The sequence below is a fragment of the Mycolicibacterium arseniciresistens genome (genome assembly GCF_030519285.1).
Lineage (GTDB): Bacteria > Actinomycetota > Actinomycetes > Mycobacteriales > Mycobacteriaceae > Mycobacterium > Mycobacterium arseniciresistens.
This window is the reverse complement of the sequence record NZ_JAUMSQ010000128.1, coordinates 1-23,973: the sequence shown is the minus strand read 5'-3', so window position 1 is coordinate 23,973 and position 23,973 is coordinate 1. Positions and strand designations below refer to the sequence as shown.

The 23,973-nt window shown below is 69.6% G+C and carries 28 protein-coding genes; 8 read left to right on the top strand and 20 right to left on the bottom strand.

The features are described 5' to 3' along the window. The 4 genes from Q2100_RS17050 to Q2100_RS17035 all read right to left on the bottom strand — a co-directional run. Positions 1–363, bottom strand: a 363-nt coding sequence (locus tag Q2100_RS17050) for a TetR/AcrR family transcriptional regulator (protein WP_302915031.1), incomplete at its 3' end; no start/stop codon positions are given. Between the two features lie 3 nt (positions 364–366). Next, the gene (locus Q2100_RS17045) at positions 367–1,095 is read right to left on the bottom strand and encodes a hypothetical protein (RefSeq protein WP_302915030.1); all 729 of its coding nucleotides are present in this window, start codon (positions 1,093–1,095) and stop codon (positions 367–369) included. A 110-nt stretch (positions 1,096–1,205) separates the two neighbouring features. After that, positions 1,206–1,694 carry a dihydrofolate reductase gene (locus Q2100_RS17040; RefSeq protein ID WP_302915029.1) on the bottom strand — a complete coding sequence of 163 codons (489 nt, stop codon included), beginning with the start codon at positions 1,692–1,694 and terminating at the stop codon, positions 1,206–1,208. 22 nt (positions 1,695–1,716) lie between these two features. After that, entirely contained in the window at positions 1,717–2,517 is an 801-nt protein-coding gene (locus Q2100_RS17035; protein WP_302915028.1) for a thymidylate synthase, read from the bottom strand. Positions 2,518–2,560: 43 nt separating this feature from the next. Between Q2100_RS17035 and Q2100_RS17030 the strand changes: the two genes are divergently transcribed. Both Q2100_RS17030 and Q2100_RS17025 read left to right on the top strand, forming a co-directional pair. After that, a complete protein-coding gene (locus Q2100_RS17030) occupies positions 2,561–3,304 on the top strand; it encodes a dienelactone hydrolase family protein (protein ID WP_302915027.1) in 744 nt (247 codons plus the stop codon). Next, positions 3,301–4,401, top strand: a complete 1,101-nt coding sequence (locus tag Q2100_RS17025; RefSeq protein WP_302915026.1) for a winged helix DNA-binding domain-containing protein — start codon at positions 3,301–3,303, stop codon at positions 4,399–4,401. Before Q2100_RS17030 ends, Q2100_RS17025 begins: the two co-directional genes overlap by 4 nt. Here the strand turns inward: Q2100_RS17025 and Q2100_RS17020 are convergent. The 4 genes from Q2100_RS17020 to dapB are packed head-to-tail and all read right to left on the bottom strand — an operon-like array spanning position 4,376 to position 6,498. Continuing rightward, on the bottom strand, positions 4,376–4,825 hold the full coding sequence (locus Q2100_RS17020) for a hypothetical protein (RefSeq protein WP_302915025.1): 450 nt from the start codon (positions 4,823–4,825) through the stop codon (positions 4,376–4,378). The genes Q2100_RS17025 and Q2100_RS17020 overlap by 26 nt on opposite strands. A 25-nt stretch (positions 4,826–4,850) precedes the next feature. Beyond that, positions 4,851–5,306 (bottom strand): flavodoxin family protein, encoded by a 456-nt coding sequence (locus tag Q2100_RS17015; RefSeq protein WP_264013488.1) that lies wholly within the window; start codon positions 5,304–5,306, stop codon positions 4,851–4,853. Beyond that, positions 5,303–5,767, bottom strand: coding sequence for a tetratricopeptide repeat protein (locus tag Q2100_RS17010; protein WP_269896231.1), 465 nt, complete (start codon positions 5,765–5,767; stop codon positions 5,303–5,305). Before Q2100_RS17010 ends, Q2100_RS17015 begins: the two co-directional genes overlap by 4 nt. Next, positions 5,764–6,498, bottom strand: a complete 735-nt coding sequence (dapB, locus tag Q2100_RS17005) for a 4-hydroxy-tetrahydrodipicolinate reductase (RefSeq protein WP_302915024.1) — start codon at positions 6,496–6,498, stop codon at positions 5,764–5,766. The genes Q2100_RS17010 and dapB overlap by 4 nt, the downstream gene beginning before the upstream one ends. Positions 6,499–6,739: 241 nt before the next feature. Here dapB and Q2100_RS17000 point away from each other — a divergent pair, with 241 nt between their 5' ends. Continuing rightward, positions 6,740–8,122, top strand: coding sequence for an HNH endonuclease signature motif containing protein (locus Q2100_RS17000; RefSeq protein WP_302915023.1), 1,383 nt, complete (start codon positions 6,740–6,742; stop codon positions 8,120–8,122). A gap of 18 nt (positions 8,123–8,140) precedes the next feature. Here the strand turns inward: Q2100_RS17000 and Q2100_RS16995 are convergent, their stop codons facing one another. Beyond that, the gene (locus Q2100_RS16995) at positions 8,141–8,806 is read right to left on the bottom strand and encodes an MOSC domain-containing protein (RefSeq protein WP_302915022.1); all 666 of its coding nucleotides are present in this window, start codon (positions 8,804–8,806) and stop codon (positions 8,141–8,143) included. 43 nt (positions 8,807–8,849) lie between these two features. Continuing rightward, the gene (locus Q2100_RS16990) at positions 8,850–9,365 is read right to left on the bottom strand and encodes an HTH-type transcriptional regulator AldR (RefSeq protein ID WP_302915021.1); all 516 of its coding nucleotides are present in this window, start codon (positions 9,363–9,365) and stop codon (positions 8,850–8,852) included. A 91-nt stretch (positions 9,366–9,456) separates the two neighbouring features. Between Q2100_RS16990 and ald the strand changes: the two genes are divergently transcribed. Then, on the top strand, positions 9,457–10,572 hold the full coding sequence (gene ald, locus Q2100_RS16985; protein WP_302915020.1) for an alanine dehydrogenase: 1,116 nt from the start codon (positions 9,457–9,459) through the stop codon (positions 10,570–10,572). 4 nt (positions 10,573–10,576) lie between these two features. Here the strand turns inward: ald and Q2100_RS16980 are convergent, their stop codons facing one another. Further along, on the bottom strand, positions 10,577–10,966 hold the full coding sequence (locus tag Q2100_RS16980; RefSeq protein ID WP_302915019.1) for a YchJ family protein: 390 nt from the start codon (positions 10,964–10,966) through the stop codon (positions 10,577–10,579). Positions 10,967–11,022: 56 nt separating this feature from the next. Here Q2100_RS16980 and Q2100_RS16975 point away from each other — a divergent pair, with 56 nt between their 5' ends. Beyond that, positions 11,023–11,577 carry a DUF4334 domain-containing protein gene (locus tag Q2100_RS16975; RefSeq protein WP_302915018.1) on the top strand — a complete coding sequence of 185 codons (555 nt, stop codon included), beginning with the start codon at positions 11,023–11,025 and terminating at the stop codon, positions 11,575–11,577. Between the two features lie 9 nt (positions 11,578–11,586). Here Q2100_RS16975 and Q2100_RS16970 read toward each other — a convergent pair whose 3' ends face one another. The 5 genes from Q2100_RS16970 to Q2100_RS16950 form a co-directional block, all read right to left on the bottom strand. Further along, positions 11,587–12,936 carry a M16 family metallopeptidase gene (locus Q2100_RS16970; RefSeq protein ID WP_264013498.1) on the bottom strand — a complete coding sequence of 450 codons (1,350 nt, stop codon included), beginning with the start codon at positions 12,934–12,936 and terminating at the stop codon, positions 11,587–11,589. Further along, on the bottom strand, positions 12,914–15,196 hold the full coding sequence (locus Q2100_RS16965) for a polyribonucleotide nucleotidyltransferase (RefSeq protein ID WP_264013499.1): 2,283 nt from the start codon (positions 15,194–15,196) through the stop codon (positions 12,914–12,916). Before Q2100_RS16965 ends, Q2100_RS16970 begins: the two co-directional genes overlap by 23 nt. Positions 15,197–15,504: 308 nt before the next feature. Then, positions 15,505–16,008, bottom strand: a complete 504-nt coding sequence (lppU, locus tag Q2100_RS16960) for an LppU family putative lipoprotein (RefSeq protein ID WP_407667641.1) — start codon at positions 16,006–16,008, stop codon at positions 15,505–15,507. 10 nt (positions 16,009–16,018) lie between these two features. After that, a complete protein-coding gene (gene rpsO / locus Q2100_RS16955) occupies positions 16,019–16,288 on the bottom strand; it encodes a 30S ribosomal protein S15 (RefSeq protein WP_264013500.1) in 270 nt (89 codons plus the stop codon). A gap of 119 nt (positions 16,289–16,407) precedes the next feature. Continuing rightward, positions 16,408–17,385, bottom strand: coding sequence for a bifunctional riboflavin kinase/FAD synthetase (locus tag Q2100_RS16950; protein ID WP_269896242.1), 978 nt, complete (start codon positions 17,383–17,385; stop codon positions 16,408–16,410). A gap of 113 nt (positions 17,386–17,498) precedes the next feature. Between Q2100_RS16950 and mntR the strand changes: the two genes are divergently transcribed. Next, a complete protein-coding gene (mntR, locus tag Q2100_RS16945; protein WP_269896263.1) occupies positions 17,499–18,200 on the top strand; it encodes a manganese-binding transcriptional regulator MntR in 702 nt (233 codons plus the stop codon). 145 nt (positions 18,201–18,345) lie between these two features. Here the strand turns inward: mntR and Q2100_RS16940 are convergent, their stop codons facing one another. From Q2100_RS16940 to Q2100_RS16925, 4 genes are all read right to left on the bottom strand, one after another. Continuing rightward, a complete protein-coding gene (locus Q2100_RS16940) occupies positions 18,346–18,999 on the bottom strand; it encodes a TetR/AcrR family transcriptional regulator (RefSeq protein WP_407667640.1) in 654 nt (217 codons plus the stop codon). A gap of 91 nt (positions 19,000–19,090) precedes the next feature. After that, positions 19,091–19,987 carry a tRNA pseudouridine(55) synthase TruB gene (gene truB, locus Q2100_RS16935; protein ID WP_302915017.1) on the bottom strand — a complete coding sequence of 299 codons (897 nt, stop codon included), beginning with the start codon at positions 19,985–19,987 and terminating at the stop codon, positions 19,091–19,093. After that, entirely contained in the window at positions 19,984–20,622 is a 639-nt protein-coding gene (gene pptT, locus Q2100_RS16930) for a 4'-phosphopantetheinyl transferase PptT (protein ID WP_302915032.1), read from the bottom strand. Before pptT ends, truB begins: the two co-directional genes overlap by 4 nt. A gap of 17 nt (positions 20,623–20,639) precedes the next feature. Further along, on the bottom strand, positions 20,640–21,605 hold the full coding sequence (locus Q2100_RS16925) for an ACP phosphodiesterase PptH (RefSeq protein ID WP_269896244.1): 966 nt from the start codon (positions 21,603–21,605) through the stop codon (positions 20,640–20,642). 140 nt (positions 21,606–21,745) lie between these two features. Here Q2100_RS16925 and Q2100_RS16920 point away from each other — a divergent pair, with 140 nt between their 5' ends. After that, complete coding sequence (locus tag Q2100_RS16920; protein WP_264013506.1) at positions 21,746–22,327, top strand: DUF3558 domain-containing protein; 582 nt, start codon at positions 21,746–21,748, stop codon at positions 22,325–22,327. 25 nt (positions 22,328–22,352) lie between these two features. After that, positions 22,353–23,973: CocE/NonD family hydrolase (locus Q2100_RS16915; protein ID WP_302915016.1), on the top strand; the 1,621-nt coding region annotated here is incomplete at its 3' end.

Sequence of the window (23,973 nt, the reverse complement as noted above, 5' to 3'; positions counted from 1 at the left end):
GACCGCGGCGGCGGTGACCGCGGGCGCGTCCGCGGGCGCCTCGGCGGCGAAGTTGCCGTACATGCAGCCGCGCCGGTAGCCGTGCGCGGCGAGGTCCTGCCTCAGGTGTTCGAGGTGGTTGCGGACACGTTGCGCCGCAGGCACATCGGGTTGGTCGAGCAGCGAGAGCCGGCGCTGTTGGCCGTACCGGGCGAGCACCTCGAGGGCGAGCGCCTCCTTGCTCGGGAAGTGGTTGTAGAAGGACCCTTTCGGCGCGTGGGCGGCTGCAGCGATCGCCGCCACCCCGGTGGCGGTGTACCCACCGGCGTGCAACGCGGCGAAGCCGGCGTCCAGGAGAGCCTCGCGGAGGCTGGGCTTGGGCACGGGCTACCTCCAGCCGGTCCGCACGTCGTCGATGTCGATGGAGACGGTGACGACGTCTTCGACCGGCCTGCCGTCGTCGTCGCGCGGATGGACGATGCGGGTGACGGGCAGCACGATGCCGTCGAATTCGCGGTGGTCGTCCATGTAGTGCGCCGCGGGGGACCCGCCGGCGATGTCGACCTGGTAGTCGCGCCGGCGTAGCAACCCGTCGGCGTCGACGTAGAGCACCTGGTCGGAGCTGTGCGTGGCGATGTCGTCGGGATACCGGACGGCCAGCCGTCGCCAGGTCTCGCCGCGTTCGTGCCAGGTGCCGAGTTCCTCGGTCTGCACGCCCGGAAAGGTCAGCTGGTAGGGCTCGGTCAGATACGTCCACATGGCGTATCCCGAGAAGTACGCGAGTTGGGAGGGTGACCAAGGCGTCTCGAGAGTGTGACCGGTGAAGGACGAGCGAGGGTCGCGCAACTCCTCCACCTGCTGGTGCGCGTCGTCATCGTGTTCGATCACCACCAGGCCGGGGGTGAAGTGCGACCGGAATCCCGGTGTCGGTAGCGGTCGGTGCCATGTGTGCTGCTCCTGCACCCGGATCTGCACCGTCGAGTCGTCGAGGATGCCGCCGACGCCCTTGAGCGGCCACAGCACGCCGCCCACGATCTGGTGAATCCCGAGCGTGTCGAGCTGCTGCCACCGGTCAGCACCGCCGTATGCGGCGAGGACCTCGTCGAGAAGCTTCATTGCAGTCTCCCTTCTGTGCGGTGACCGAGGAAAACGACCGGTCGTCTTACGCCTAACGCGGCGGTGCGGCGCCGCATTCCTGCCGCGGGGAGCGCTCAGTGCGCGGGGACTCAGGATCGGCGGTAGCTGGAGAATCGGTATCTCAGGCCGGCGGCACTGGTCAGCCACTCCCCCGCGGTCCCCACCCAGTCGCCGTTGAGGACCGGCGCCACCGCGTCGGCGTCCTCCCGCGGCAGGTCGATCTCCACCTCGGTGACTTCGCACCGCGTCGCCAACGGCATCGCGAGCGTATAGATCTGGGCGCCACCGATCACCCAGGTGTCGTCGTCGCCGACCGCCTCGTCGAGGTCGCCGACCACGCTGGCGCCGTCGGCCGCGTACTCCGCCTGCCGGGTGATGACGACGTTCCTGCGTCCCGGCAGCGGCCGCACCTTGGCCGGCAGCGATTCCCAGGTCAGCCGGCCCATCACCACGGTGTGGCCCATGGTGAGGTCTTTGAACCGGGCCTGGTCCTCGGGCAGCCGCCACGGGATGCCGCCGTCCCGGCCGATGATCCCTGAGGTGGACTGAGCCCAGATGAGGCCCAGACTCAGCGACATGACTCGGACCTGCGAGCAGTCCTCATACCGCCACCGGGGCCTTGATGGCCGGGTGCGGATCGTAGTTCAGGATCGAGATGTCGTCGTAGGTGTAGTCGAAGATCGAGTCACGCTGCGCCAGAAGGAGTTGCGGGTACGGCCGGGGCTCCCGGCTCAGCTGCAGCGTCACCTGCTCGACGTGGTTGTCATAGATGTGGCAGTCACCGCCGGTCCAGATGAACTCGCCGACGCCGAGCCCGGCCTGGGCCGCCATCATGTGCGTCAGCAGCGCGTAGCTCGCGATGTTGAACGGCACGCCGAGGAACAGGTCGGCGCTGCGCTGGTAGAGCTGGCACGACAGCCTGCCGTCGGCGACGTAGAACTGGAAGAACGCGTGACACGGCGGCAACGCCATCTGGGGGATCTCCCCCACGTTCCAGGCCGAGACGATGATGCGCCGGGAGTCCGGGTCGGTCCGCAGCAGGTCGAGCGCCGCGGTGATCTGATCGATGTGCTCCCCCGACGGCGTCGGCCACGACCGCCACTGGACCCCGTAGACCGGGCCCAGATCGCCTGTCGGCGAGGCCCACTCGTTCCAGATCGTGACACCGCGCTCCTGCAGCCACCGGACGTTGGAGTCACCGCGCAGGAACCAAAGCAATTCGTAGACGATCGACTTGGTGTGCACCTTCTTGGTGGTGATCAGGGGGAATCCGGCGGACAGGTCGTAGCGCAGCTGGTGGCCGAACAGGCTGCGGGTGCCGGTGCCGGTGCGGTCGGATTTCGGCGTTCCCTCCGAGAGCACCAGACGCAGCAGATCCTCGTACGGCGTCTCGATCGGCACGTCGCTCAGCTTACGTCCACCCCCGGCGAGTAGAAACGAAGCCATGCCGAGTATCAACGCCACGATCGACACGCCCGACGGCGCCTGCCCCGTCACGCTGCACACGCCGAACGGCACCGGCCCCTGGTCGGGTGTGGTGATGTTCCCCGACGCCGGCGGCGTGCGCCCGACCTTCCAGGAGATGGCCGCCCGGCTGGCCGGCTTCGGCCACGCCGTGCTGCTGCCCGACGTCTACTACCGCGACGGCGACTGGGAGCCGTTCGACATGGGCACGGTGTTCACCGACGAGGCGGCGCGCAAGCGGCTGTTCGGGATGATCAGTTCCTTGACGCCGGAGCGCGTCGCGGGTGACGCGGGCGCGTTCTTCGACTTCCTCGCCGCCCGCCCGGAGGTGCGCGGCGACCGGTTCGGCGTCTGCGGCTACTGCATGGGCGGGCGCATCTCGGTGACCCTGGCCGGGTTGCTGCCCGACCGCATCGCCGCGGCCGGGTCCTTCCACGGCGGCGGCCTGGTGGTCGACGGTGACGACGCCAGCCCGCACCTGCTCGCCGACCGGATGACCGCGACGATCTACGTCGCCGGCGCCGAGAACGACAAGTCCTTCACGACAGAGCACGCCGAGACGCTGGAGAAGGCGCTCACCGCGGCCGGCGTCACGCACACCGTCGAGATCTACCCGGCCGGGCACGGGTTCGCCGTGCCGGACAACGTGCCCTATGACGAGGAAGCCGCCGAGCGGCACTGGATCGCCCTGCAGGAGTTGTTCGAGACCGCCCTGCCCAGTTGACCCCACTCTCGGAGCGGGCGCTGAACCGGGCCACGCTGGCCCGTCAGCTGCTGCTGCAGCGCTCGTCGATGAGCGCGCTCGAGGCCCTCGAGCACCTCGTCGGTATGCAGGCCCAGGCGCCGTTCCCGCCCTACTACGGGCTCTGGAGCCGGCTCGAGCACTTCACCGCCGACGAACTGTCCGGGCTGCTGCTCGACCGTCGGGCCGCGCGAATCGTGCTGATGCGCGGCACGATTCACCTCGTCAGCGCGGCCGACGCCCACCGGCTCCGTCCCCTGGTGCAACCGCTGCTGGACCGAATGCTGCGCGGGATGCACGGCGCCGCGCTCGGCGACGTCGACGTGGACGCCGTCGCCGCCACGGCCGCCGAGATCCTCGAGACCGAGGCGCTGACACCGGCCGAGTTGGGTGCCCGGCTCGCCGAGCGGTGGCCGGACTGCCCTCTTCGGGCGCTCACCGAGATCGGTCGCAGCCTGGTGCCGCTGGTGCAGGTGCCGCCGCGGGCGCTGTGGCAGCGCAGCGGGCAGGTGCGGCTGACCACCGCGGTTGGCTGGCTCGGCCCGGCGACCGACACGCTGTCGATGGACGACCTCGTGCTGCGGTACCTCGGCGCCTTCGGGCCGGCTTCGGTGGCCGACATGCAGACATGGAGCGGGCTCACCCGGCTCGGTGAGGTGTTCGACCGGCTCTCCGACCGGCTGATCCGGCTGCAGACCGACAGCGGCCGGCGGGTCTACGACCTGCCCGACGCACCGCGGCCCGATCCCGACCAGCCTGCGCCGGCGCGGCTGGTGGCGGCGTTCGACAACCTGGTGCTCTCGCACGCCGACCGCACGCGGGTGATCAGCGACGCGCACCGCAAGCGGCTGTTCGCCGGTGGCAACGGCGTGTTCCCCGGCACCGTGCTGGTCGACGGGTTCGTGGCGGGCACCTGGGAGCTCGAGGGGCGCGCGGCGGCCACGTCGATGCGGGTGACGCCCTACACCGAGCTCGCGGACACCACGTCGGTCGAGATCGAGGCCGAGGGAATCCGGTTGCTGCGCAGTGCTTTCGACGCCGAGGATCCGACGGTCAGTTTTTCTGACGGCGGCGCTTGAACAGCGCACGCAGCACGCCGCGCGCGGCATAGATGCCGGTGGCGATGCACAGCACGATCATCGCGAGAAACATCACCAGCCAATTCGGCCGGTCGTGCTTGACGTTCCACCAGATCACCGTGAACAGGACTGCGCAGATGAAGACGAAGATGTCGCGCCAGTCGCCCTGATACGACATTGCGGCCGTTCGCATCTGCTGGCTGCGGTCGTTCGCGGCGATCAGGTCCGCGATGCGCTGGTCGATGCTGCGCTTGAGTCCGGCCCGGAGTTCGGGCTGGTCATCCGGGATCCGCTGGAGCAGGTCGAGGTCCTTGAGGATGAGGCCCCGAACGTCAGGCCCCTTGATGTTGCCGGCGACCATGCCGAGCAGGGCGCCTCCTGCCAGCGGCGCCGCTCCGAGCGCGAGTTCGGCGATTCCCGGCATGGGTCCTCCTGGTGGTGGGTGGACGTCAGTTCATCAGGGTGGCTGCCAATGTGCCACCGAGTTCATACGCGCGTTCGCGAACGCCGGAATCGACCGGCCCGGCGACCTCGAGCACGTCGGCGGCCTTGGCCAGGGCAAGACCGGTCGCCAGCTTCTCCACCGCGGCGGCGGCGCCGACGGTGTCGTTGTTGCCGTGCACCCACAGTCCGTAGGGGCGGCCTGCCACGTGGTCGAGGCTCGGGTAGTAGACCGTGTCGAAGAAGTGCTTGAGCGCGCCGGACATGTAGCCGAAGTTCGCGGTGGTGCCGAACAGATAGCCGTCGGCGCCGAGCATGTCGGGCAGCGTGGCGGCGAGCGCCGGGCGCACCTCGACGTCGACACCGGCGATGTCGGGATCCCGCGCGCCCTCGAGCACCGCCTCCAGCAGCTCCCTGGTCGCCGGCGACGGGGTGTGGTGCACGACGAGCAGGGTCCTGCTCACGTCCGCTCCTCCAGTTCGACGGCCTTGCGCATGGTCTCGCGGGCCCGGCTTCGGTCGCCGGCATAGTCGTAGGCCCTGGCCAGCCGGTACCAGCGGACCCAATTGTCCGGCTCGGCCTCCACTTCCGCGCGCACGGTCTGGAACAGCGCGTCGGCGGCCTCACGTTCGACGCGCCCCGACGCCATCCGCGGTAGTCCGCTGACGTCGAGTTCCATGCCGCGCTCGCGTGCCGTCCGCGCCAGCCGCTGATGCGCGAGGCCGGCCCGCAGCGTGCTCACCATGACCCAGATGCCGATCAACGGCAGCGCCAGCAGCGCCACCCCGAGCCCGATGGCCGCCGCCTCGCCGGAGGTGATGAAGGCCATGGCGATGCGGCCGAGCAGGATGAAGTAGACGACGAGCGCCACGCACATGAAGCCGATGAGCACCTGGATGCGCAGGGCGCGGCCGCCTTCGGTCATAGGTCGAGCAACGGCTCGATGCCGATGGTCAGCCCCGGCCGATCCGCCACCTTCCGCACCGCGAGCAGCACTCCCGGCACGAACGACGTGCGGTCGATGCTGTCGTGACGGATTGTGAGCGTCTCACCCTCGGTGCCGAACAGCACCTCCTGGTGCGCGACGAGGCCGGCCAGCCGAATCGAGTGCACCGGCACACCGTCGACGTCGGCGCCGCGGGCTCCGTCCAGGCCGGTGCTGGTGGCATCGGGGTTGGGCGGCAGCTCTTTTCGCGCCTCGGCGATGAGCTTGGCGGTGCGGGTCGCCGTTCCCGACGGCGCGTCGGCCTTGTGCGGGTGGTGCAGTTCGATGACCTCGACCGAATCGAAGAACCGCGCGGCCTGCTGCGCGAAGTGCATCGACAGCACAGCGCCGATCGCGAAGTTCGGGGCGATGAGCACCGCGGTGTCGGGCTTCTCCGACAGCCAGTCCCGCACCTGAGCCAGCCGCTCGTCGGTGAACCCCGTGGTGCCGACGACGGCGTGAATCCCGTTGTCGACGAGAAACTTCAGGTTGTCCATCACCACGTCGGGATGGGTGAAGTCGATGACCACCTCGGTGTCGCTGTCGACGAAGAGGCTCAATGGGTCTCCGGCGTCGACGGCCGCCGAGAGGGTCAGGTCGTCGGCCGCCTCGACGCCCGACACCATCGCCGCACCGACCTTGCCCTTCGCGCCCAGCACCCCTACTCGCATGCCAGGGAGCCTAGTCGGCGCCCGAATCAACGCGACGAGCGTGCCGGGGGCGCCTCCACTTGGGGGGGCACCGCCCGCTGGCGGGGGCACCTCCTGCGAGCGTGCGTGTCTGCTCGTCGACACGCCGTCGCGGGCGGCGTTTTCCGCACGCTCGCAAGGTGTCCAAATCCCTTCTGTCACTTCTGCTCCGCCCGCCACATCGCGGCCGTTCTTGTCAGACCATCGAACTAATGTTCGATACATGCAGAGCTTGTCGGTGCGGATCAAGGCGATGGCCGCCGATTTCGACGCTCTGCGCGACGAGCTGGCCGCAGGCAATGCCTCACCCCGCGAGCTGATCGCCGCTGCCGAGGACTGGGAGGTGCTGCAGCGGCGCCATGCCACGTTCAGCCACGAGCTCCTCACCATCCTCGAGCGTGACGCCGACGCGGCCGACCTGGGCGGCTCCTCCCTCAAAGACCTGCTGGTGCACCGGTTGCGGATCAGCAGCACCGAAGCCGGCCGGCGCATCACCGACGCCCAGCAACTGGGACCGCGACGGGCACTCACCGGCCAGCCACTGCCACCGCTGTTGGCCAACACCGCCGCCGCCCAGGCCGAGGGCCGCATCAGTGACGAACACATCCAGATCATCTACAAGACGCTGAACAAGAAGCTGCCCCCATGGATCGACGGGACCACACGCGATCAGGCCGAACACACGCTGGCCGCCGTCGCCTGCACTCTGGATCCCGAGCAACTCCAGGCCGCCGCCGACCGGCTGATCCTGCTGCTCGACCCCGACGGCCCCGAACCCGCCGACGGCCAGGCCCGCAAACGCCACCTCACCCTGGGCCGCCAAGACGCCGACGGCATGAGCCGCCTCACCGGACTTCTGGACCCCCAGTGCCGCGCCACCCTGGAACCGCTGCTGGCCAAGCTGGCCGCACCGGGCATGTGCAACCCCGACGACGACACACCGACCGTTGACGGCGAACCCGACCCCGACGCGGCCCGCCGCGATCTGCGCACCCCCGGCCAGCGTCGCCACGACGCGCTCACCGCCGTCGGACGCGCGCTGCTGGTTTCCGGAGAGCTGGGGCAGCACCACGGGCTGCCGGTCAGCGTCATCGCGAGCACCACCGTGCAGGACCTGCAGCGCGGCGCCGGGGTCGCGGTCACCGGCGGTGGGTCGTTGCTGCCGATGGCCGACCTGATCCGGATGGCCTCGCACGCCTACCACTACCTCGCGGTGTTCGACGAACACACCCGACTGCCCCTCTACCTGGGCCGCACCCGGCGCATCGCCTCCGCTGCCCAACGGATCGTGCTGCACGCCATGGATCGCGGGTGCACCCGGCCCGGCTGCACCGTGCCGGGCTATTGGTGTCAGGTCGACCACCTCAATCCCTGGGCCGACGGCGGAGCCACCGACATCACCGACCTCGGCCTGGCGTGCGGGCCGGACAACCGGATGAAGGAAAAAGGCTGGACCACCCGCCGCGTCGACGGACGGGTGCACTGGATTCCACCCGAACATCTCGACACCGGGCAATCCCGGACCAACCGCTACCACCACCCTCAGGAATACCTCGCGGAACCAGGAGCCGACGACGATGACGGTGAAAAACCCGGCGCCGCATGACCTGCGGCGCGGCCCGGCTCAGGCCGAGCGTTCGGCGCGACGACGCGCTTTGCGCTTGATGTCCTCCGCCAGCGCATCGATGTACTGCAGCCCGTCGAGTAGCGACGGGTCGGTCAACAGCGCGCGGAACACGGTCTGGACGGTGACGCCGTGGTCGGGCCGGTCGGTCACGGTGATCGAGTCGCCCGCCCGGACGTGCCCCGGGGTGATCACGCGGAAATACGCACCCGGAACGGCCGCCGCGGTGAAGGTCTTGATGAGGCCGGGAATCTCGAGCCACGCAGCGAACGTCTTGCAGGGCGTGCGGGGCGCGGTGAGCTCCAGCACCAGGCCGTCCGAACCGATCCGCCAGCGTTCGCCGATGACCGCGGTGGTGACGTCCACACCCGACGTGGTGAGGTTCTCGCCGAACATGCCGTCGCTGATCTGGCGGTCCAGCCGGCCGGACCAGTTGTCGAGGTCCTCCCGGGCGTACGCGTACACCGCCTGGTCGCCACCGCCGTGCAGCTTCCCGTTCCCGATGATGTCGCCGGCCAGGCCGCTGCCCGAGCCGGGGCCTGGAGATCCGGGCGCCTGCACCAGGACGGCGCCGTCGCTGGGCGCCTTGTCGATCCCGGTGGTCGCGGACGGTTTCGCGGGGTTCGCCCGCGGACGAGCGACGTTGACCGACAGCACATGCGACATGCCGCCCACAGTAAGCGGGCGCCGGCGCGACGGCTCGGCGAGGTCACACCGGCGACGCGCCGCGCAGATGCTCGAAGATCAGCGACGTCTGCGTACCCGCGACATCGGCGTCGGCGTTGAGGTTCTCCACCACGAACGAACGCAGGTCATCGGTGTCGCGGGCGGCGACGTGAAGGATGAAGTCGTCGGCGCCGGCGAGGAAGTACACGTCCATCACCTGCGGGCGCCGCCGAATGTGCTGGATGAAACTGCGGATCTTGCCGCGGGAGTGCGACTGCAGCGTCACCGAGATCATCGCCTGCAGTGACAGACCGATGGCCGCCGGGTCGATGTCGGCGTAGAAGCCGCGGATCACGCCGACCTCCTGCAGTCGTCGGACCCGTCCGTGGCACGTCGACGCGGCGATGCCGACTTGCTCGGCGAGTGCGCTGTTCGACATCCGCGCATCGGCGTGCAGCGCGGCCAGGATGCGGCGATCCGTCTCGTCGAGCGGAACGGCCCGAACATCCTTCGGCTCGCGCGGCTCCGGATAGGCCGAGATCGTCGGATCATCATTCACACCGGCAGCATACCGAATTATCCGCAATGTTATTGCGAATCTCCCGAATGTTCTTCACACTTGATGCAGCCCACAACCTCAAGGAGCGATCATGCGTGTCGGTATCCCGACCGAGATCAAGAACAACGAATACCGCGTCGCCATCACCCCCGCCGGAGTGGCGGAACTGACCCACCGCGGCCACGAGGTGCTCGTCGAGGCCGGCGCCGGTGAGGGTTCGGCGATCATCGATCGCGACTTCAAAGCCGCAGGCGCGCAGATCATCAGCACCGCCGACGAAGTGTGGGCGGAAGCCGACCTGCTCCTGAAGGTCAAAGAGCCGATCGAGCCCGAATACGCGCGCATGCGCGAGGGTCAGACCCTGTTCACCTATCTGCATTTGGCCGCCTCGAAGCCCTGCACCGACGCCCTGATCGCCTCGGGCACCACGTCGATCGCCTACGAGACCGTTCAGACCGCCGACGGCGCGCTGCCCCTGTTGGCGCCGATGAGCGAGGTCGCCGGTCGGCTCTCCGCCCAGGTGGGCGCCTACCACCTGATGCGCAGCCACGGCGGCCGCGGCGTCCTGATGGGCGGCGTGCCCGGCGTCGCACCCGCCGAGGTCGTCGTCATCGGCGGCGGCGTGGCCGGATACAACGCCGCCCGCATCGCCAAGGGCATGGGCGCGCACGTCACCGTCTTCGACCTCAACGTGAACACGCTGCGCAAGATCGACAACGAGAACAGCGGCGCCATCGAGACCCGCTACTCGTCGATGCTCGAACTGGAAGACGCCGTCAAGCGTGCCGACCTGGTGATCGGTGCGGTGCTCGTGCCGGGCGCCAAGGCCCCCAAGCTCGTCACCAATTCGACTGTGGCCGGGATGAAGTCGGGTGCCGTGCTCGTCGACATCGCGATCGACCAGGGCGGCTGCTTCGAGGATTCCCGCCCCACCACGCACGACGACCCCACGTTCGCGGTGCACGACACCGTCTTCTACTGCGTGGCCAACATGCCCGGCGCGGTGCCGCGCACCTCGACGTTCGCGCTGACCAACGCGACCATGCCCTACGTGCTGAAATTGGCCGACAAGGGATGGCAGGCGGCCTGCGCGGCGGACGCCGCGCTCGCGAAGGGCCTGTCGACCCACGAGGGCGCGTTGCTCAACGAGCATGTCGCCGACGCGCTCGAGCTGCCCTTCACCGATCCGGCCACCGTGCTGGCCTGATCGACTACTCGAACAACGTCCCGTCGACGTAGAACCACCGGCGGGCTCTGACCACGAAGCGGGACCGCTCATGAAGCGTCCCGCTTCGTCGGTCCTGCAGGTAGTGCGCGCGGAACTCCACCTCGCCGTTCTCGTCGCCCGCACCGCCGGCCACCACGTCGAGGACCTCGAGGGCGGTCCACTCCAGCGAGGCATCCGGTGTCAGTGCGTCCGGACGGCTACGCGGATGCCAAGTCCGCCACACATATTCGAGGTCGCCGACGGCGTAGGCGCTGAACCGCGACCGCATCAGCCGCTCCGCCGTCTCGGCATGCCGCTCACCGTGGTGCAGCGGACCACAGCACCCGCCGTAGGGGTCGCCGCTGCCGCAGGGACAGGCATCGGTCGGGCGCACGCTCCTCAGTCTGCCGCCACTCCCAAACGTTGACACCTGTCAAGTATCGTGGAGCCATGCAGCTCGCCGACGTCCTGCCCCATGCCCCGACCACCACAGCCGATGCGCTCGCGCTGTATGACGGCTGCCCCGCCGTGCCGACGGAGTCGATGATCGGCACCTGGCACGGCGCGGAACTGCCCACCGGCCACCCACTGGACGGGATGCTGGCCGCAAGCGGGTGGTGGGGAAAGCAGTTCGTCGACGGCGAGACCGTGCACCCGCTGCTGTTCCCGACCGCCGGTGGCGACGCGCTGTGGCCCCTCAACCCGGTGTTGGCGTTCAGCGGCCTCGGGCTGGCCACCAGGATCCCGGCGCTCAAGCGCCAGAACTTCGCAGGCCCCATCGCCGCGCTCAAGCCGGCGCTGCGGGCGCGCGGACCCAAGGCCCGGCTGCGCACCACCCGCTACCGCGACGTCGACACCGCCACAATGGTGTACGACCAGCTGCCCATCAACGACGTGTTCCGCCGGCTCGACGACGACACCGTGCTCGGCGCGATGGACCTGCGCGGCATCAGGACACCGTACTTCTTCGTGCTGCGCCGCGACGATTCACTGCAGGTGCGGTAGCGCGGCGGATCAGCCGGCCAGCACCCGCAACCGCTCGGGCAGCGTCTTGTCCGCCTGCGGCCCCAGCACTCCCGCGCCGTAGGACCGGGTGAGCAGCTGCGAGGCGACCGCGTTGACCTCGTCGAGCGTCACCGCGTCGATCAGGTCCAGCGTCGCCTCGATGCTGCGGTGCTCGCCGTAGTTCAGCTCGCTGCGGCCGATGCGGTGCATCCGCGACCCGGAGTCCTCCAGGCCGAGTACCAGCCCGCCGCGCATCGATCCCTTGGCGATCCGGCACTCCGCCTCGGTGATGCCGTCGCGCGCCACCCCGTCGAGCACGTCGGTGACCACCCGGACCACCTCGTCGAACCGCTCGGGCAGACACGCCGCGTACACCGAGAGGGCTCCGCTGTCGGCGAAGGTGTCCACCGTCGAGTACACCGAGTAGGCCAGGCCGCGGGTCTCGCGCACCTGCTGGAACAGCCGGGAGCTCAAGCCGCCACCCAGCGCGCTGTTCAGCACGGCCAGCGCCCAGCGGTGCTCCCAGTGCCTGCCGGGCGTGCGCACCCCCAGTGAGAGGTGGGTCTGCTCACCGTCGCGGTCCACGAGTTGCAGCGACGGGCGCCCGCCGATGCGGCCGGTGCCCTTGCGCGGCGCAATCGCGTTGCGCCCGCGGACGAGTCGATCGCCGAAGTGCTCGCGCGCCAGGCGGACCACCTCGTCGTGGTCGACGTTCCCCGCCACCGCCAGCACCATGCGTTCGGGCACGTAGCGGCGCACGTGGAAGGAGTGCAGCTGGGCCCTGGTCATGCCCTCGATCGACTCGACGCTGCCGATCACCGGGCGGCCCACCGGATGCGAGCCGAACATCGCGGTGAGGAACACGTCGCCGAGCGTGTCCTCCGGATCGTCGTCACGCATGGCGATCTCCTCGAGCACCACGTCGCGCTCGACCTCGACATCGCCTGCCGCACAACGGCCCCGCAGCACCACGTCGGCCACCAGATCGACGGCCAACTCCAGATCGGTGTGCAGCACGTGCGCGTAGTAGCAGGTGTGCTCGCGCGCGGTGAACGCGTTCAGCTCACCGCCGACGGCGTCGACGGCCTGGGCGATCTCGACCGCCGACCGGGTCGGCGTCGACTTGAACAGCAGGTGTTCCAGGAAGTGCGCGGCCCCGGCCACACTGTGGCCCTCGTCGCGCGAGCCGACACCGACCCACAGCCCGACCGACGCCGAGTGCACCGAAGGGATGTACTCGGTGACCACCCGCAGCCCGCCGGGCAGCGTGCTGCGGCGGAACCGCGACTCCGAGGTGGAGTCGCGGTGACCGCGCCGCAGCGCCGCTGCTCCGGACCTAGCTGCTGCTGGTCGCGGCATCGACAGGCGTTGCGCCCGAATCGGCGGTGGCGGTGCCGTCGCCGCCCTCGGCGGCCTCTTCGGCCACCAGGATCAACGAGATCTTGCCGCGGTTGTCGATGTCGGCGATCTCCACGCGGAGCTTGTCGCCGACCTTCGCCACGTCCTCGACCTTGTTGATGCGCTTGCCGCGGCCCAGCTTGGAGATATGGACCAGACCGTCACGACCCGGCAGCAGCGAGACGAACGCGCCGAAATCGGTGGTCTTGACCACGGTTCCGAGGAATCGCTCACCGATCTTGGGCAGCTGCGGGTTGGCGATGGCGTTGATCTTGTCGATCGCGGCCTGCGCAGCCTCGCCGTTGGAGGCGCCGACGAACACGGTGCCGTCGTCCTCGATCGAGATCGACGCGCCGGTCTCCTCGGTGATCGAGTTGATCATCTTGCCCTTGGGCCCGATGACCTCGCCGATCTTGTCGATCGGCACCTTGATCGTGGTGATGCGCGGCGCGTACGGGCTCATCTCGTCGGGCTCGTCGATGGCCTCGGCCATCACCTCGAGGATGGTGATACGCGCATCCTTGGCCTGGGCCAGCGCCCCGGCCAGCACCTGCGAGGGGATGCCGTCGAGCTTGGTGTCGAGCTGCAGCGCGGTGACGAAGTCCTTGGTGCCTGCGCACTTGAAGTCCATGTCACCGAACGCGTCCTCGGCGCCCAGGATATCGGTCAGCGTCACGAAGCGGCGCTCGGTCTTGCCGTCCACCTCGACGTCGTCGGACACCAGGCCCATCGCGATGCCCGCGACCGGAGCCTTAAGCGGCACACCGGCGTTGAGCAGCGACAGCGTCGACGCACACACCGAACCCATCGACGTCGAGCCGTTGGAGCTCAACGCCTCCGACACCTGACGGATCGCGTACGGGAACTCCTCGATGCTCGGCAGCACCGGCATCAGGGCCCGCTCGGCCAGCGCGCCGTGACCGATCTCGCGACGCTTCGGCGAACCGACGCGACCGGTCTCACCGGTCGAGAACGGCGGGAAGTTGTAGTGGTGCATGTAGCGCTTGGACGTCTCCGGCCCCAGCGAGTCGATCTGCTGGGCCATCTTGACCATGTCCAGCGTGGTGACACCCAGGATCTGGGTCTCGCCGCGCTCGAACAACGCGCTGCCGTGTGCCCGCGGCACGATGGCCACCTCGGCACTGAGCGCCCGGATGTCGGTGACGCCACGGCCGTCGATGCGGAAGTGGTCGGTCAGGATGCGCTGGCGGACGAGCTTCTTGGTCAGCGACCGGAACGCGGCGCCGATCTCCTTCTCGCGACCCGCGAACTGGTCGGCGAGCCGGCCGAGCACCTCGACCTTGATCTCGTCGGTGCGGTCGTTGCGCTCTTCCTTGCCGGCGATGGTCAGCGCCTTGGACAGCTCGTCGGTGGCCACCGCGGCCACCGCGTCGAACACGTCGTCCTGGTACTCCGGGAACAGCGGGTACTCCGCGGTCTCCTTGCCCGCACTGCCGGCCAGCTCCTGCTGGGCGGTGCACAGGGCCGCGATGAACGGCTTGGCGGCCTCGAGGCCCTCGGCCACGACGCTCTCGGTCGGCGCACCGGCTCCGCCGGCGACCAGTTCGATCACGTTGTCGGTGGCCTCGGCCTCGACCATCATGATCGCCACGTCTTCTTTTCCGGAGTCGTCGACCTTTCGGCCGGCGACCACCATGTCGAACACCGCACGCTCGAGTTGCTCGACGGTCGGGAACGCGACCCACTGTCCGTCGATCAGGGCGACGCGCACGCCGCCGACGGGGCCGGCGAAGGGCAGCCCGGAGATCTGCGTGGACGCCGAGGCGGCGTTGATCGCGAGCACGTCATACAGATCCTTGGGATCCAGGCTCATCACGGTGACGACGACCTGGATCTCGTTGCGCAGGCCGGAGACGAACGTCGGCCGCAGCGGGCGGTCGATCAGCCGGCAGGTGAGGATCGCGTCGGTGGACGGCCGGCCCTCGCGGCGGAAGAACGAACCGGGGATGCGGCCCGCTGCGTACATCCGCTCCTCGACGTCGATCGTCAAGGGGAAGAAGTCGAAGTGGTCCTTGGGGTTCTTGCTGGCGGTCGTGGCCGACAGCAGCATGGTCTCGTCGTCGAGGTAGGCGACGACGGAACCGGCCGCCTGCTGGGCCAGCCGGCCGGCCTCGAAGCGGATGGTGCGGGTGCCGAAGCTCCCGTTGTCGATCACGGCGGTGGACTCGTACACGCCGTCTTCAATTTCAACTACAGACATAGGCGTCCGTATGGCCTCTCTGAACATCATTCAGCTGTTTCGCGTGGTCACCGTCGGACATGCCGGGCAGCCGGAACGGCGCCCTGAACCACCAGCCTTGATGCGGCTACGGCCGTCGATCGAAGCTGCCGGATTCCTGTCCGGCAGCCACTACCGAAGACCGTGCCATCAGGCGGGTCCCGATATGACACGCGGGAACGGCTTTCGCGGATCTGCGAAACCGCACCCGATGCCCGCGGGTGAACGAAATCCGCGCGGACAGATCAATGGTACAACCTGGCTGGTCCGGACCCTAAAGACCGGGCCGATCAGGACACGTCCTCGACGCACACGGTGAACTGTCGCTCGTCGTAGGCGTAGCCGACGCCGGTGGTGCACTGGTCGACGTTGGCGACCTCGTCGAGGATCTGGGTGGCCCGCTGGCGGTGCGGCATCGTGCCGTCGTAGCAGTCCACCCGCACCGGGTCACGGGAGTTCTCCGGGTCGATGCTCATGCAGTCCCCGACGACCCAGTCGATGTCCATGCAGATCGTTTGGCCGGTGTCGCGGAACGCGCTGCGCATCGAGTAGTACGAGTCGACGTCGGTGGGGCACTGGTCGCTGTCACCCGCCTCGCCGGACAGCACAGAGACCACCTTGAAATTCGACTCCGGTGTGCCGCAGCCGACCTTCGTCGCCTCCGGACGGTCGAGGGTGCCGCCCATCTTCAGGCAGTCCCCCACCCCCATGTCGGCCGCGGCGGCCGACGAGCAGCCCGTCAGCCCCGCGGCCGCGAGCAGCGCGGCCGTGACGACCGCGGGCAGCGTCCGCACGTGAACAGCGTCAGCGACGCAGGCCCAGCCGGTCGATCAGGGAGCGGTAACGCTCCACGTCGACCTGCGCGACGTACTTGAGCAGCCGGCGACGGCGGCCGACGAGCAGCAGCAGGCCGCGCCGCGAGTGGTGGTCGTGCTTGTGCAGCTTGAGGTGCTCGGTCAGGTCGGCGATGCGCTTGGTCAGCAGTGCCACCTGCGCCTCGGGCGAACCGGTGTCGGTCGCATGCAGGCCGTAGGAGCCCAGGATCTCTTTTTTCTGATCGGCGGTGAGCGCCACGAATTCACTCCATCTTTTCAGTTCGCGAACTGCGGGAGCCGGACGGCTCCGAAGGGCACGGCCACCGCGAACTGCAGCAACGTGCCGGGTCGGCGCAGAGTCTAACAGCGCCGGGGCGCTCAGAAAGAATCGCGCAGGATGGTGCGGGCCCGCTCGGTGTCCCCGCCCATCGCCACGATCAGGTCGTCGACCGAGTCGAACTTCTCCTGGCCCCGGATCCGGGCCACGAAGTCGACCGCGACGTGCTGGCCGTACAGGTCGGCGGTGGTGTCCAGGACGAACGCCTCGACCGTGCGGGTGCGCCCGGAGAACGTCGGGTTGGTGCCGACCGACACCGCGGCCTGGTACCGCTCGCCGGGGATGACGGTGCCCATCACCGGCCCGCGGCCCAGCACGGTGAACCAGGCGGCGTAGACCCCGTCGGCCGGTATCGCCGAGTACATCGGCGGTGCGACGTTGGCCGTGGGATAGCCGAGGTCCTTGCCGCGACCGTCACCGCGCACCACCACACCCTCGACCCGGTGCGGGCGTCCCAGCGCCTCGGCGGCGGCGACCACGTCGCCTGCGTCGACGCAGGACCGGATGTAGGTCGACGAGAAGGTCACCGACTGTTCCCGGTGGTGTTCGGCGACCAGCGACAGGCTCTCGACGGCGAACCCGAACCGCTCACCGGCCCTGCGCAGCAGTTCGACGTTGCCTGCGGCCTTCTTGCCGAACGTGAAGTTCTCCCCCACCACCACCTCGACGACGTGCAGGTTCTCCACCAGCAGCTCGTGGATGTAGCGCTCCGGGGTGAGCTTCATGAAGTCGGAGGTGAACGGCATCACCAGGAAGACGTCGATGCCCATCTCCTCGACGAGCTCGGCACGCCGGGTCAGGGTGGTCAGCTGCGCCGGATGGCTGCCCGGGAAGACGACCTCCATCGGGTGCGGGTCGAACGTCATCAGCACAGTGGGCACACCGCGTGAGCGGCCCGCCTTCACGGCGTGGTTGATGAGTTCGGCGTGCCCGCGATGCACGCCGTCGAACACTCCGATGGTGACGACACATCGGCCCCAGTCGGTCGGGATTTCGTCCTGACCTCGCCAGCGCAGCACACCGCCAGCCTACGGCCCGGGCCGCGCCGTGGGCGCGCTGGATGCCCGGATCAGGTGATGATTGCCTAAACTTGCTAGTTGTGAGTCCGGACAGCAACCCACCTGAGCTGACGATGGTTGCCCAGGACTATCTCAAGGTCATCTGGACGGCCCAGGAATGGTCCCACGAGAAGGTGAGCACCAAGATGCTCGCCGAGCGGCTCGGGGTCTCCGCGAGCACGGCCTCGGAGTCCATCCGCAAGCTGGCCGACCAGGGCTTCGTCCACCACGAGAAGTACGGCGCGGTGACGCTCACCGACGCCGGCCGGCGCGCGGCGCTGGCGATGGTGCGCCGCCATCGGCTGATGGAGACCTTCCTGGTCCGCGAATTGGGCTACGGCTGGGACGAGGTGCACGACGAGGCCGAGATCCTCGAGCACGCGGTCTCCGACCGGATGCTCGACCGCATCGACGCCAAACTCGGTCATCCCACCCGTGATCCGCACGGCGACCCGATTCCTGCCGCCGACGGTCAGGTGCCCACGCCTCCGGCGCGGCAGCTGTCGGTGTGCCAGGACGGCGACGCCGGCACGGTGGCCCGCATCTCCGACGCCGATCCGGAGATGCTTCGGTATTTCGACACCGTGGGCATCACGCTCGATTCGCGGGTGCGGGTGCTCGCTCGGCGCGACTTCGCCGGGATGATCTCGGTAGCCGTGGAGAATCCAGTGAACCCGGTGGACCCGGGCGACCCCGCGCGCCCGGGCAGCGAAACCACCAGCACCACCGTCGACCTCGGCAGCCCGGCCGCCGAGGCGATCTGGGTGGTGGCCTAGGCACGACATCGGCCGTGTGAACGGCCCTTGGGTGCCGTCGGGGGCATCACCGAAGTGACGCCCCCGACGCTCCGGCGGCTCCTCCCCCTGACGCCGCCGTGAATAAAGATACATTCCAACCGGAACGCAAACAACTCGAACGGGCTCAGGCCGGTGCCTGCGCCGCCTCGGCGAGTGCGGAGCCGATGTCCCGATGCAGTCGCGTCGCCGCACGATCCCAGCGGCGCCGCAGCCGGGCCGGGTCACTGTCGGCGAAACTGCCCACGAAGATCCCGCGAAGCGCGTCCATCGCGGTGTAGACGGCGTCGCGCAGTTCCTTCTGCGCCGCGGCCCGTTCGGGCAGCACCTGCGCGATGGCCGCCAGCACCGCGCCGTTGACGACGGGCTCCACCCGCTGGACCTGCTCGGCCAGCGCCGGGTCCGTCCGTGACGCGATCCACAGCTCGAAGGTCGCGACGGTCAGCGGCCCCTGATGGATGTCCCAGAGGAACTCAAGGATCGCCGCAGGCAGGTCATCGCTGCGCTCGATCCGGCCGAGTTCCCGGATGGCGGCCTCGGCGCGCTGATGCGCCAGATGTTCGATCGCCGCGATCACCAGGTCCTCCTTGGACCGGAAATGGTGGATCTGGGCTCCGCGCGTCACCCCGGCGACCTCGGCGACGCGGTGCGTGGTGGTGCCGGCATATCCGTGATCGACCAGGCATTCGACGGTCGCGTCGAGGAGGCGGAGCCGCATCGCGGCGCTGCGTTCGGCCTGGGTGCGTCGCACCCGGCCGGCTGCTCCGTCGGCCACCGTCACGAGCGCAGCCTACCGACCGCGGTGCGCTCGAGCCGGGCTCTCAGTCCGCCGGGCGTCGTGCGCCCGGCACCTTCCTTCGGCGCATCGACCGTCACAGCGTCGCCGGCCGCACCACCACAACGCTTCTCGTCCGTTGCCCGTCGTCGGTGAGCAGCGCCATCACCCGGCCGTCGGGCGCGGTCGCGGCATACACACCGTCGATGCCCGCCGGCCGCAGCGCGCGGCCGTGGCGTGCCGACTCGGCCTCCTCGTCGGTCAGCTCGCGGCGCGCGAAGCCCTGCAGGCACGCCTCGTCGAGCGAGTAGCTCAGCGACGGCTGCTCGGCCAGCGCATCGAGCGTGCGCGCCTCGTCGAGGCCGAACCGGCCGACGCGGGTACGCCGCAGCGCCGTGAGGTGGCCACCGACACCCAGCGCCGCGCCCACGTCACGGGCCAGCGCGCGGATGTACGTGCCGCTCGAACAGGACACCTCGACATCGACGTCGACGAAGCCGGCGGCGTCGCGGCTGACCGCGGTGACGTCGAACCGCTCGACATGCACCGGGCGGGGCGGCAGTTCGACGGTCCGGCCCTCCCGCACCAGCTTGTAGGCGCGCTCCCCACCGATCTTGACGGCGCTGACCGCCGACGGCACCTGCTCGATGTCGCCGCGCAGCGCTGCCACCGCCGCCTCGATCTGGGCGTCGTCGACCGTGGTAGCCGAGACCGTCTGCAGCACTTCGCCTTCGGCGTCCTCGGTGGTGGTGGTCTGCCCCAGCCGGATGGTCGCCGAGTACGACTTGTCAGCGGCGGTCAGCAGGCCGAGGATCTTCGTCGCCCGCTCGATGCCCACCACCAGCACACCGGTCGCCATCGGGTCGAGTGTGCCTGCGTGGCCCACCTTGCGGGTACCGAAGACCCGCCGGCAGCGGCCCACCACGTCATGGCTGGTGATCCCCGCCGGCTTGTCCACGACGACGATGCCGGCCGGCGGTGCCGGCCTGCTCACAGCGCGATCGCCGTCAGCGCGATCCCGTCGGCCACCGACCACCGCCCGGCGAGCGTGGTCAACGGCGGTCCGAACTCCGCGGCCGGGTCGATCAGGATCCGCGACTCGAAGGTGCCCGCGGTGCCGGTGCCGTCGGGCGTGAACGTGATGTGCGCATCCTCGAAGCCCAGCCAGCGGTGCGTCAACGGGTACCACGCCTTGTAGGTCGCCTCCTTGGCGCAGAACAGGATCCGGTCCCAGTGCAACTCGGCAGGCAACGCGGCCAGCTCGTGCCGCTCCACCGGCAGGCTGATCGCGTCGAGCACACCGTCGGGCAGGACGTCGTGCGGTTCGGCGTCGATGCCGAGCGACCGCACCTCCGAGCGCAGGCCCACCACGGCGCCGCGGAAGCCCTTGCAGTGCGTCAGGCTGCCGACCACGCCGTCGGGCCAGCACGGTTCGCCCTTGTCCCCCTTGAGGATCGGCACCGGCGGCAGGCCGAGCTGGGACATCGCCTGGCGCGCGCAGTGGCGCACGGTGACGAACTCGGTGCGGCGCTTGGCGACCGACCGCGCCACCAGCGGCGCCTCCTCCGGCAGCGGGGCCAGGCCGGCGGGGTCGTCGTACAGTTCGGCGGTCGCCACCGCCGGTGGCATCACCGTGGGCAGCAGGCTCACCTGGACCGCCTCGACTGCACCCGCTCCTGCATCTTGCGCGCGCCGTCCCGCATCTCGGGGGTGATCTCGAAGTGCCCGCCGAACTCGTTGAGGTAGCCGGGCGCGTACTTCGGGTCGGGCAGGATCTGCCGCAGCCACCGATAGGGCTTGCGCCGCCGCCACTCCCGCGGATATCCCACCGACACCTCCTCGAACCGCACGCCGTCGTACCAGGTGGTGCGCGGGATGTGCAGGTGGCCGTACACCGAGCAGACGGCGTTGTAGCGGGTGTGCCAGTCGGCCGTGGCGGTGGTGCCGCACCACAGCGAGAACTCCGGGTAGAACATCGCGTCGCACGGTTCGCGCACCATCGGGAAGTGGTTGACCTGGACGGTCGGCATCATCCAGTCCAGCTCCTCGAGCCGCTTGCGGGTGGCGGCCACCCGCTCGCGGCACCAGGCGTCGCGGGTGGCATACGGCTCGCACGACAGCAGGAACTCGTCGGTGCCCACGACGTTGCGTTCCCGGGCGATCGCCAGGCCCTCGGCCTTCGTGGCGGCCCCTTCCGGCAGGAAGCTGTAGTCGTAGAGCAGGAACATCGGGACGATGGTCGCGGGGCCACCCTCGCCCGTCCACACCGGGTAGGGGTGCTCAGGGGTGACGATGCCCATCTCGTCGCACATCGTGACCAGGTAGTCGTAACGGGCCCGACCGAAGATCTGCATCGGGTCCTTGTTCGTCGTCCACAATTCGTGGTTGCCGGGGATCCAGATGACCTTGGCGAAGCGCTTGCGCAGCAGGTCGAGCGCCCACCGGATCTCGTCGGTGCGTTCACCGACGTCGCCGGCGACGATCAGCCAGTCGTCGGGCGAGGAGGGATACAGCGACTCGGTGATGGGCTTGTTGCCGTTGTGCCCGGTGTGCAGGTCGCTGATTGCCCACAACACCGGCCGCCGGTCGCGCGGCTGCGCAGGAGTGACCACAACCGATCAGCCTACTTGCGCACCCGCGGTGACCCCTGTCGGCGACTAGAACATGTTCTCGTTTACGGTGGCCGTTACGAGTCATCCAGCCGCCGCGGACCGATACACTCCCGGCAGGGTCGGACCTGAGAGGGGGTGTGATGGTCGCCAGGATGCGCCTGCTCTCGGCGCTCGCCGCGCTGTTCGCGGCGGTGGTCGTGGTGTGGCAGACCGCACCGTCGCCCGGCACCGCCACCGGTGGGGTCGATCTGCGGTCCACGTTCCTGCCGCTGACGGCCTCGACGACGATCAAGTGGCCGGTGGTCGACATCGTCGATCCCAGCCCGTTCGCCCCGTGTAACGACATCCCGCTCGACGTCGTCCAGCGCATCGGGCTTGCCTTCACGCCGCCGCAGCCGGAGGAGGGCCTGCGGTGCAAGTACGACGCGGGCAACTACCAGATGGCGATCGAACCGCTCGTGTGGCGCAGCTACGAGGAGACCATCCCGCCGGACGCCGTCGAACTCGACGTCTCCGGTCACCGCGCCGCCCAGTACTGGATCATGAAGCCGACCGACTGGAACAATCGGTGGTGGATCACCTGCATGATCGCGTTCGACACCAGCTACGGCGTGATCCAGCAGTCGGTGTTCTACTCGCCGATCTACTCCGAGCCGGACCCGGACTGCATGCAGACCAACCTGCAGCGCGCCCACGAACTGGTGCCGTCGTACACGTTCTGAGACGAGGCTTCTCTAACCTGGCCGCATGACCACCACCGACCGGCGACCGGCCACCTCGACCGGTCCGCTGCGCAGACTCGCGGGCAGAACCGTCAGCCGGCTGCTGCGGCTGCCGCCCCACACCAGCGACTTCCGGGTCGAGCGCGGCCTGCGGGTCCCGATGCGCGACGGTGTCGACCTGATCGCCGATCACTACGTGCCCGACACCGACCGGCCCGCGGGCACGCTGCTGGTGCGGGGACCCTACGGCCGCGGCTTCCCGTTCTCACTGCTGTTCGCCGCCGTCTACGCCGCGCGCGGCTACCACGTGCTGGTGCAGAGCGTGCGTGGCACATTCGGCTCCGGCGGGGAGTTCACGCCGATGGTGCACGAGAAGGCCGACGGCGCCGACACCGCCGCCTGGCTGCGCGACCAGCCGTGGTTCACCGGGTCGTTCGCCACCGTCGGCCTGTCCTACCTGGGCTTCACGCAGTGGGCGATGCTGGAGGACCCGCCGCCGGAACTCGCGGCGGCCGTGATCGCCGTCGGGCCGCACGACTTCCGGGCCTCGTCCTGGGGCACCGGGTCGTTCTCCCTCAACGACTTCCTGGGTTGGAGCCACATGGTCGCCCACCAGGAGGACCCGGGCCGGGCGGCGGCGCTGATCCGCCAGGTGCGCTCCCGCCGGGAGGTGGCCCGGGCCACCGCCGGACTGCCGCTGGGCGACTCGGCCCGCGACCTGCTGGGCAGCGGTGCGCCGTGGTTCGAGTCGTGGCTCGAGCACGAGGACCCCGACGACCCGTTCTGGGCGGGGCTGCGGGCCACCGATGCGCTGGACCGGGTGGCGGTGCCGGTGCTGCTGGTCAGCGGCTGGCAGGACCTGTTCCTCGAGCAGTCCCTCACCCAGTACCGGCATCTGCGCGACCGCGGTGTGCCGTGCGGGCTGACCGTCGGGCCGTGGACCCACTCGCAGCTGATGACCAAGGGCGCCGCCACGGTGGTCGGCGAGACGCTCGACTGGCTGGCCACCCACCTCGGTGGCGCACCGGCGCGGCGGCGCAGCCCGGTGCGGGCGTTCGTCAACGGTCACGGCTGGCTCGAGCTGCCCGACTGGCCGCCGGCCATGACCGAGCAGGAGATGTTCCTGCACCCGGGCCACCGGCTCGCGGGCGCCGCCCCTGATCCGGCCGCACCGTCGTCGACGTTCACCTACGACCCCGCCGACCCGACACCGACCATCGGCGGGCGGCTGCTGTCCCCCGAGGCCGGCTACCGCGACGATTCCCGGTTGGCCCGCCGCGCCGACGTGCTGACCTTCACCGGTGAGCCGCTCACCGAAGACCTCTACGTCGTCGGCACGCCGGTGATCGAATTGGCGCACTCCTGCGACAACCCGCACAACGACGTGTTCGTCCGCCTCGGCCACGTCGACGAGCGCGGCCGGTCCCGCAACGTCTCCGACGGCTATCTGCGCCCCGGCGGCGTCAGCGGGACGGTGCGCATCGAACTCGACGCGGTGGCGCACCGCTTCCCCGCCGGCTCGCGGCTGCGGGTGCTCGTCGCGGGCGGCTCGCATCCGCGGTTCGACCGCAACCTCGGCACCGGCGACGCGCCGTTGCGCGGCAACCGGACGGTGCCGGCGACCCACACCGTCCACCACGGCGCAG

Bases quoted from the DNA above. Each gene is read 5' to 3' on its own strand.
- Q2100_RS17020 (WP_302915025.1), bottom strand. From the start codon at position 4,825: ATGCCGGGAATCGCCGAACTCGCGCTCGGAGCGGCGCCGCTGGCAGGA.
- Q2100_RS17040 (WP_302915029.1), bottom strand. From the start codon at position 1,694: ATGTCGCTGAGTCTGGGCCTCATCTGGGCTCAGTCCACCTCAGGGATC.
- Q2100_RS16975 (WP_302915018.1), top strand. From the start codon at position 11,023: ATGCAGCTCGCCGACGTCCTGCCCCATGCCCCGACCACCACAGCCGAT.
- Q2100_RS16920 (WP_264013506.1), top strand. From the start codon at position 21,746: ATGGTCGCCAGGATGCGCCTGCTCTCGGCGCTCGCCGCGCTGTTCGCG.
- Q2100_RS17030 (WP_302915027.1), top strand. From the start codon at position 2,561: ATGCCGAGTATCAACGCCACGATCGACACGCCCGACGGCGCCTGCCCC.
- ald (WP_302915020.1), top strand. From the start codon at position 9,457: ATGCGTGTCGGTATCCCGACCGAGATCAAGAACAACGAATACCGCGTC.
- pptT (WP_302915032.1), bottom strand. From the start codon at position 20,622: ATGCCACCGGCGGTGGCGACCGCCGAACTGTACGACGACCCCGCCGGC.
- dapB (WP_302915024.1), bottom strand. From the start codon at position 6,498: ATGCGAGTAGGGGTGCTGGGCGCGAAGGGCAAGGTCGGTGCGGCGATG.
- mntR (WP_269896263.1), top strand. From the start codon at position 17,499: ATGGTTGCCCAGGACTATCTCAAGGTCATCTGGACGGCCCAGGAATGG.
- Q2100_RS16970 (WP_264013498.1), bottom strand. From the start codon at position 12,936: ATGCCGCGACCAGCAGCAGCTAGGTCCGGAGCAGCGGCGCTGCGGCGC.
- Q2100_RS17010 (WP_269896231.1), bottom strand. From the start codon at position 5,767: ATGACCGAAGGCGGCCGCGCCCTGCGCATCCAGGTGCTCATCGGCTTC.
- Q2100_RS16995 (WP_302915022.1), bottom strand. From the start codon at position 8,806: ATGTCGCATGTGCTGTCGGTCAACGTCGCTCGTCCGCGGGCGAACCCC.
- Q2100_RS17045 (WP_302915030.1), bottom strand. From the start codon at position 1,095: ATGAAGCTTCTCGACGAGGTCCTCGCCGCATACGGCGGTGCTGACCGG.
- Q2100_RS16965 (WP_264013499.1), bottom strand. From the start codon at position 15,196: ATGTCTGTAGTTGAAATTGAAGACGGCGTGTACGAGTCCACCGCCGTG.
- Q2100_RS17000 (WP_302915023.1), top strand. From the start codon at position 6,740: ATGCAGAGCTTGTCGGTGCGGATCAAGGCGATGGCCGCCGATTTCGAC.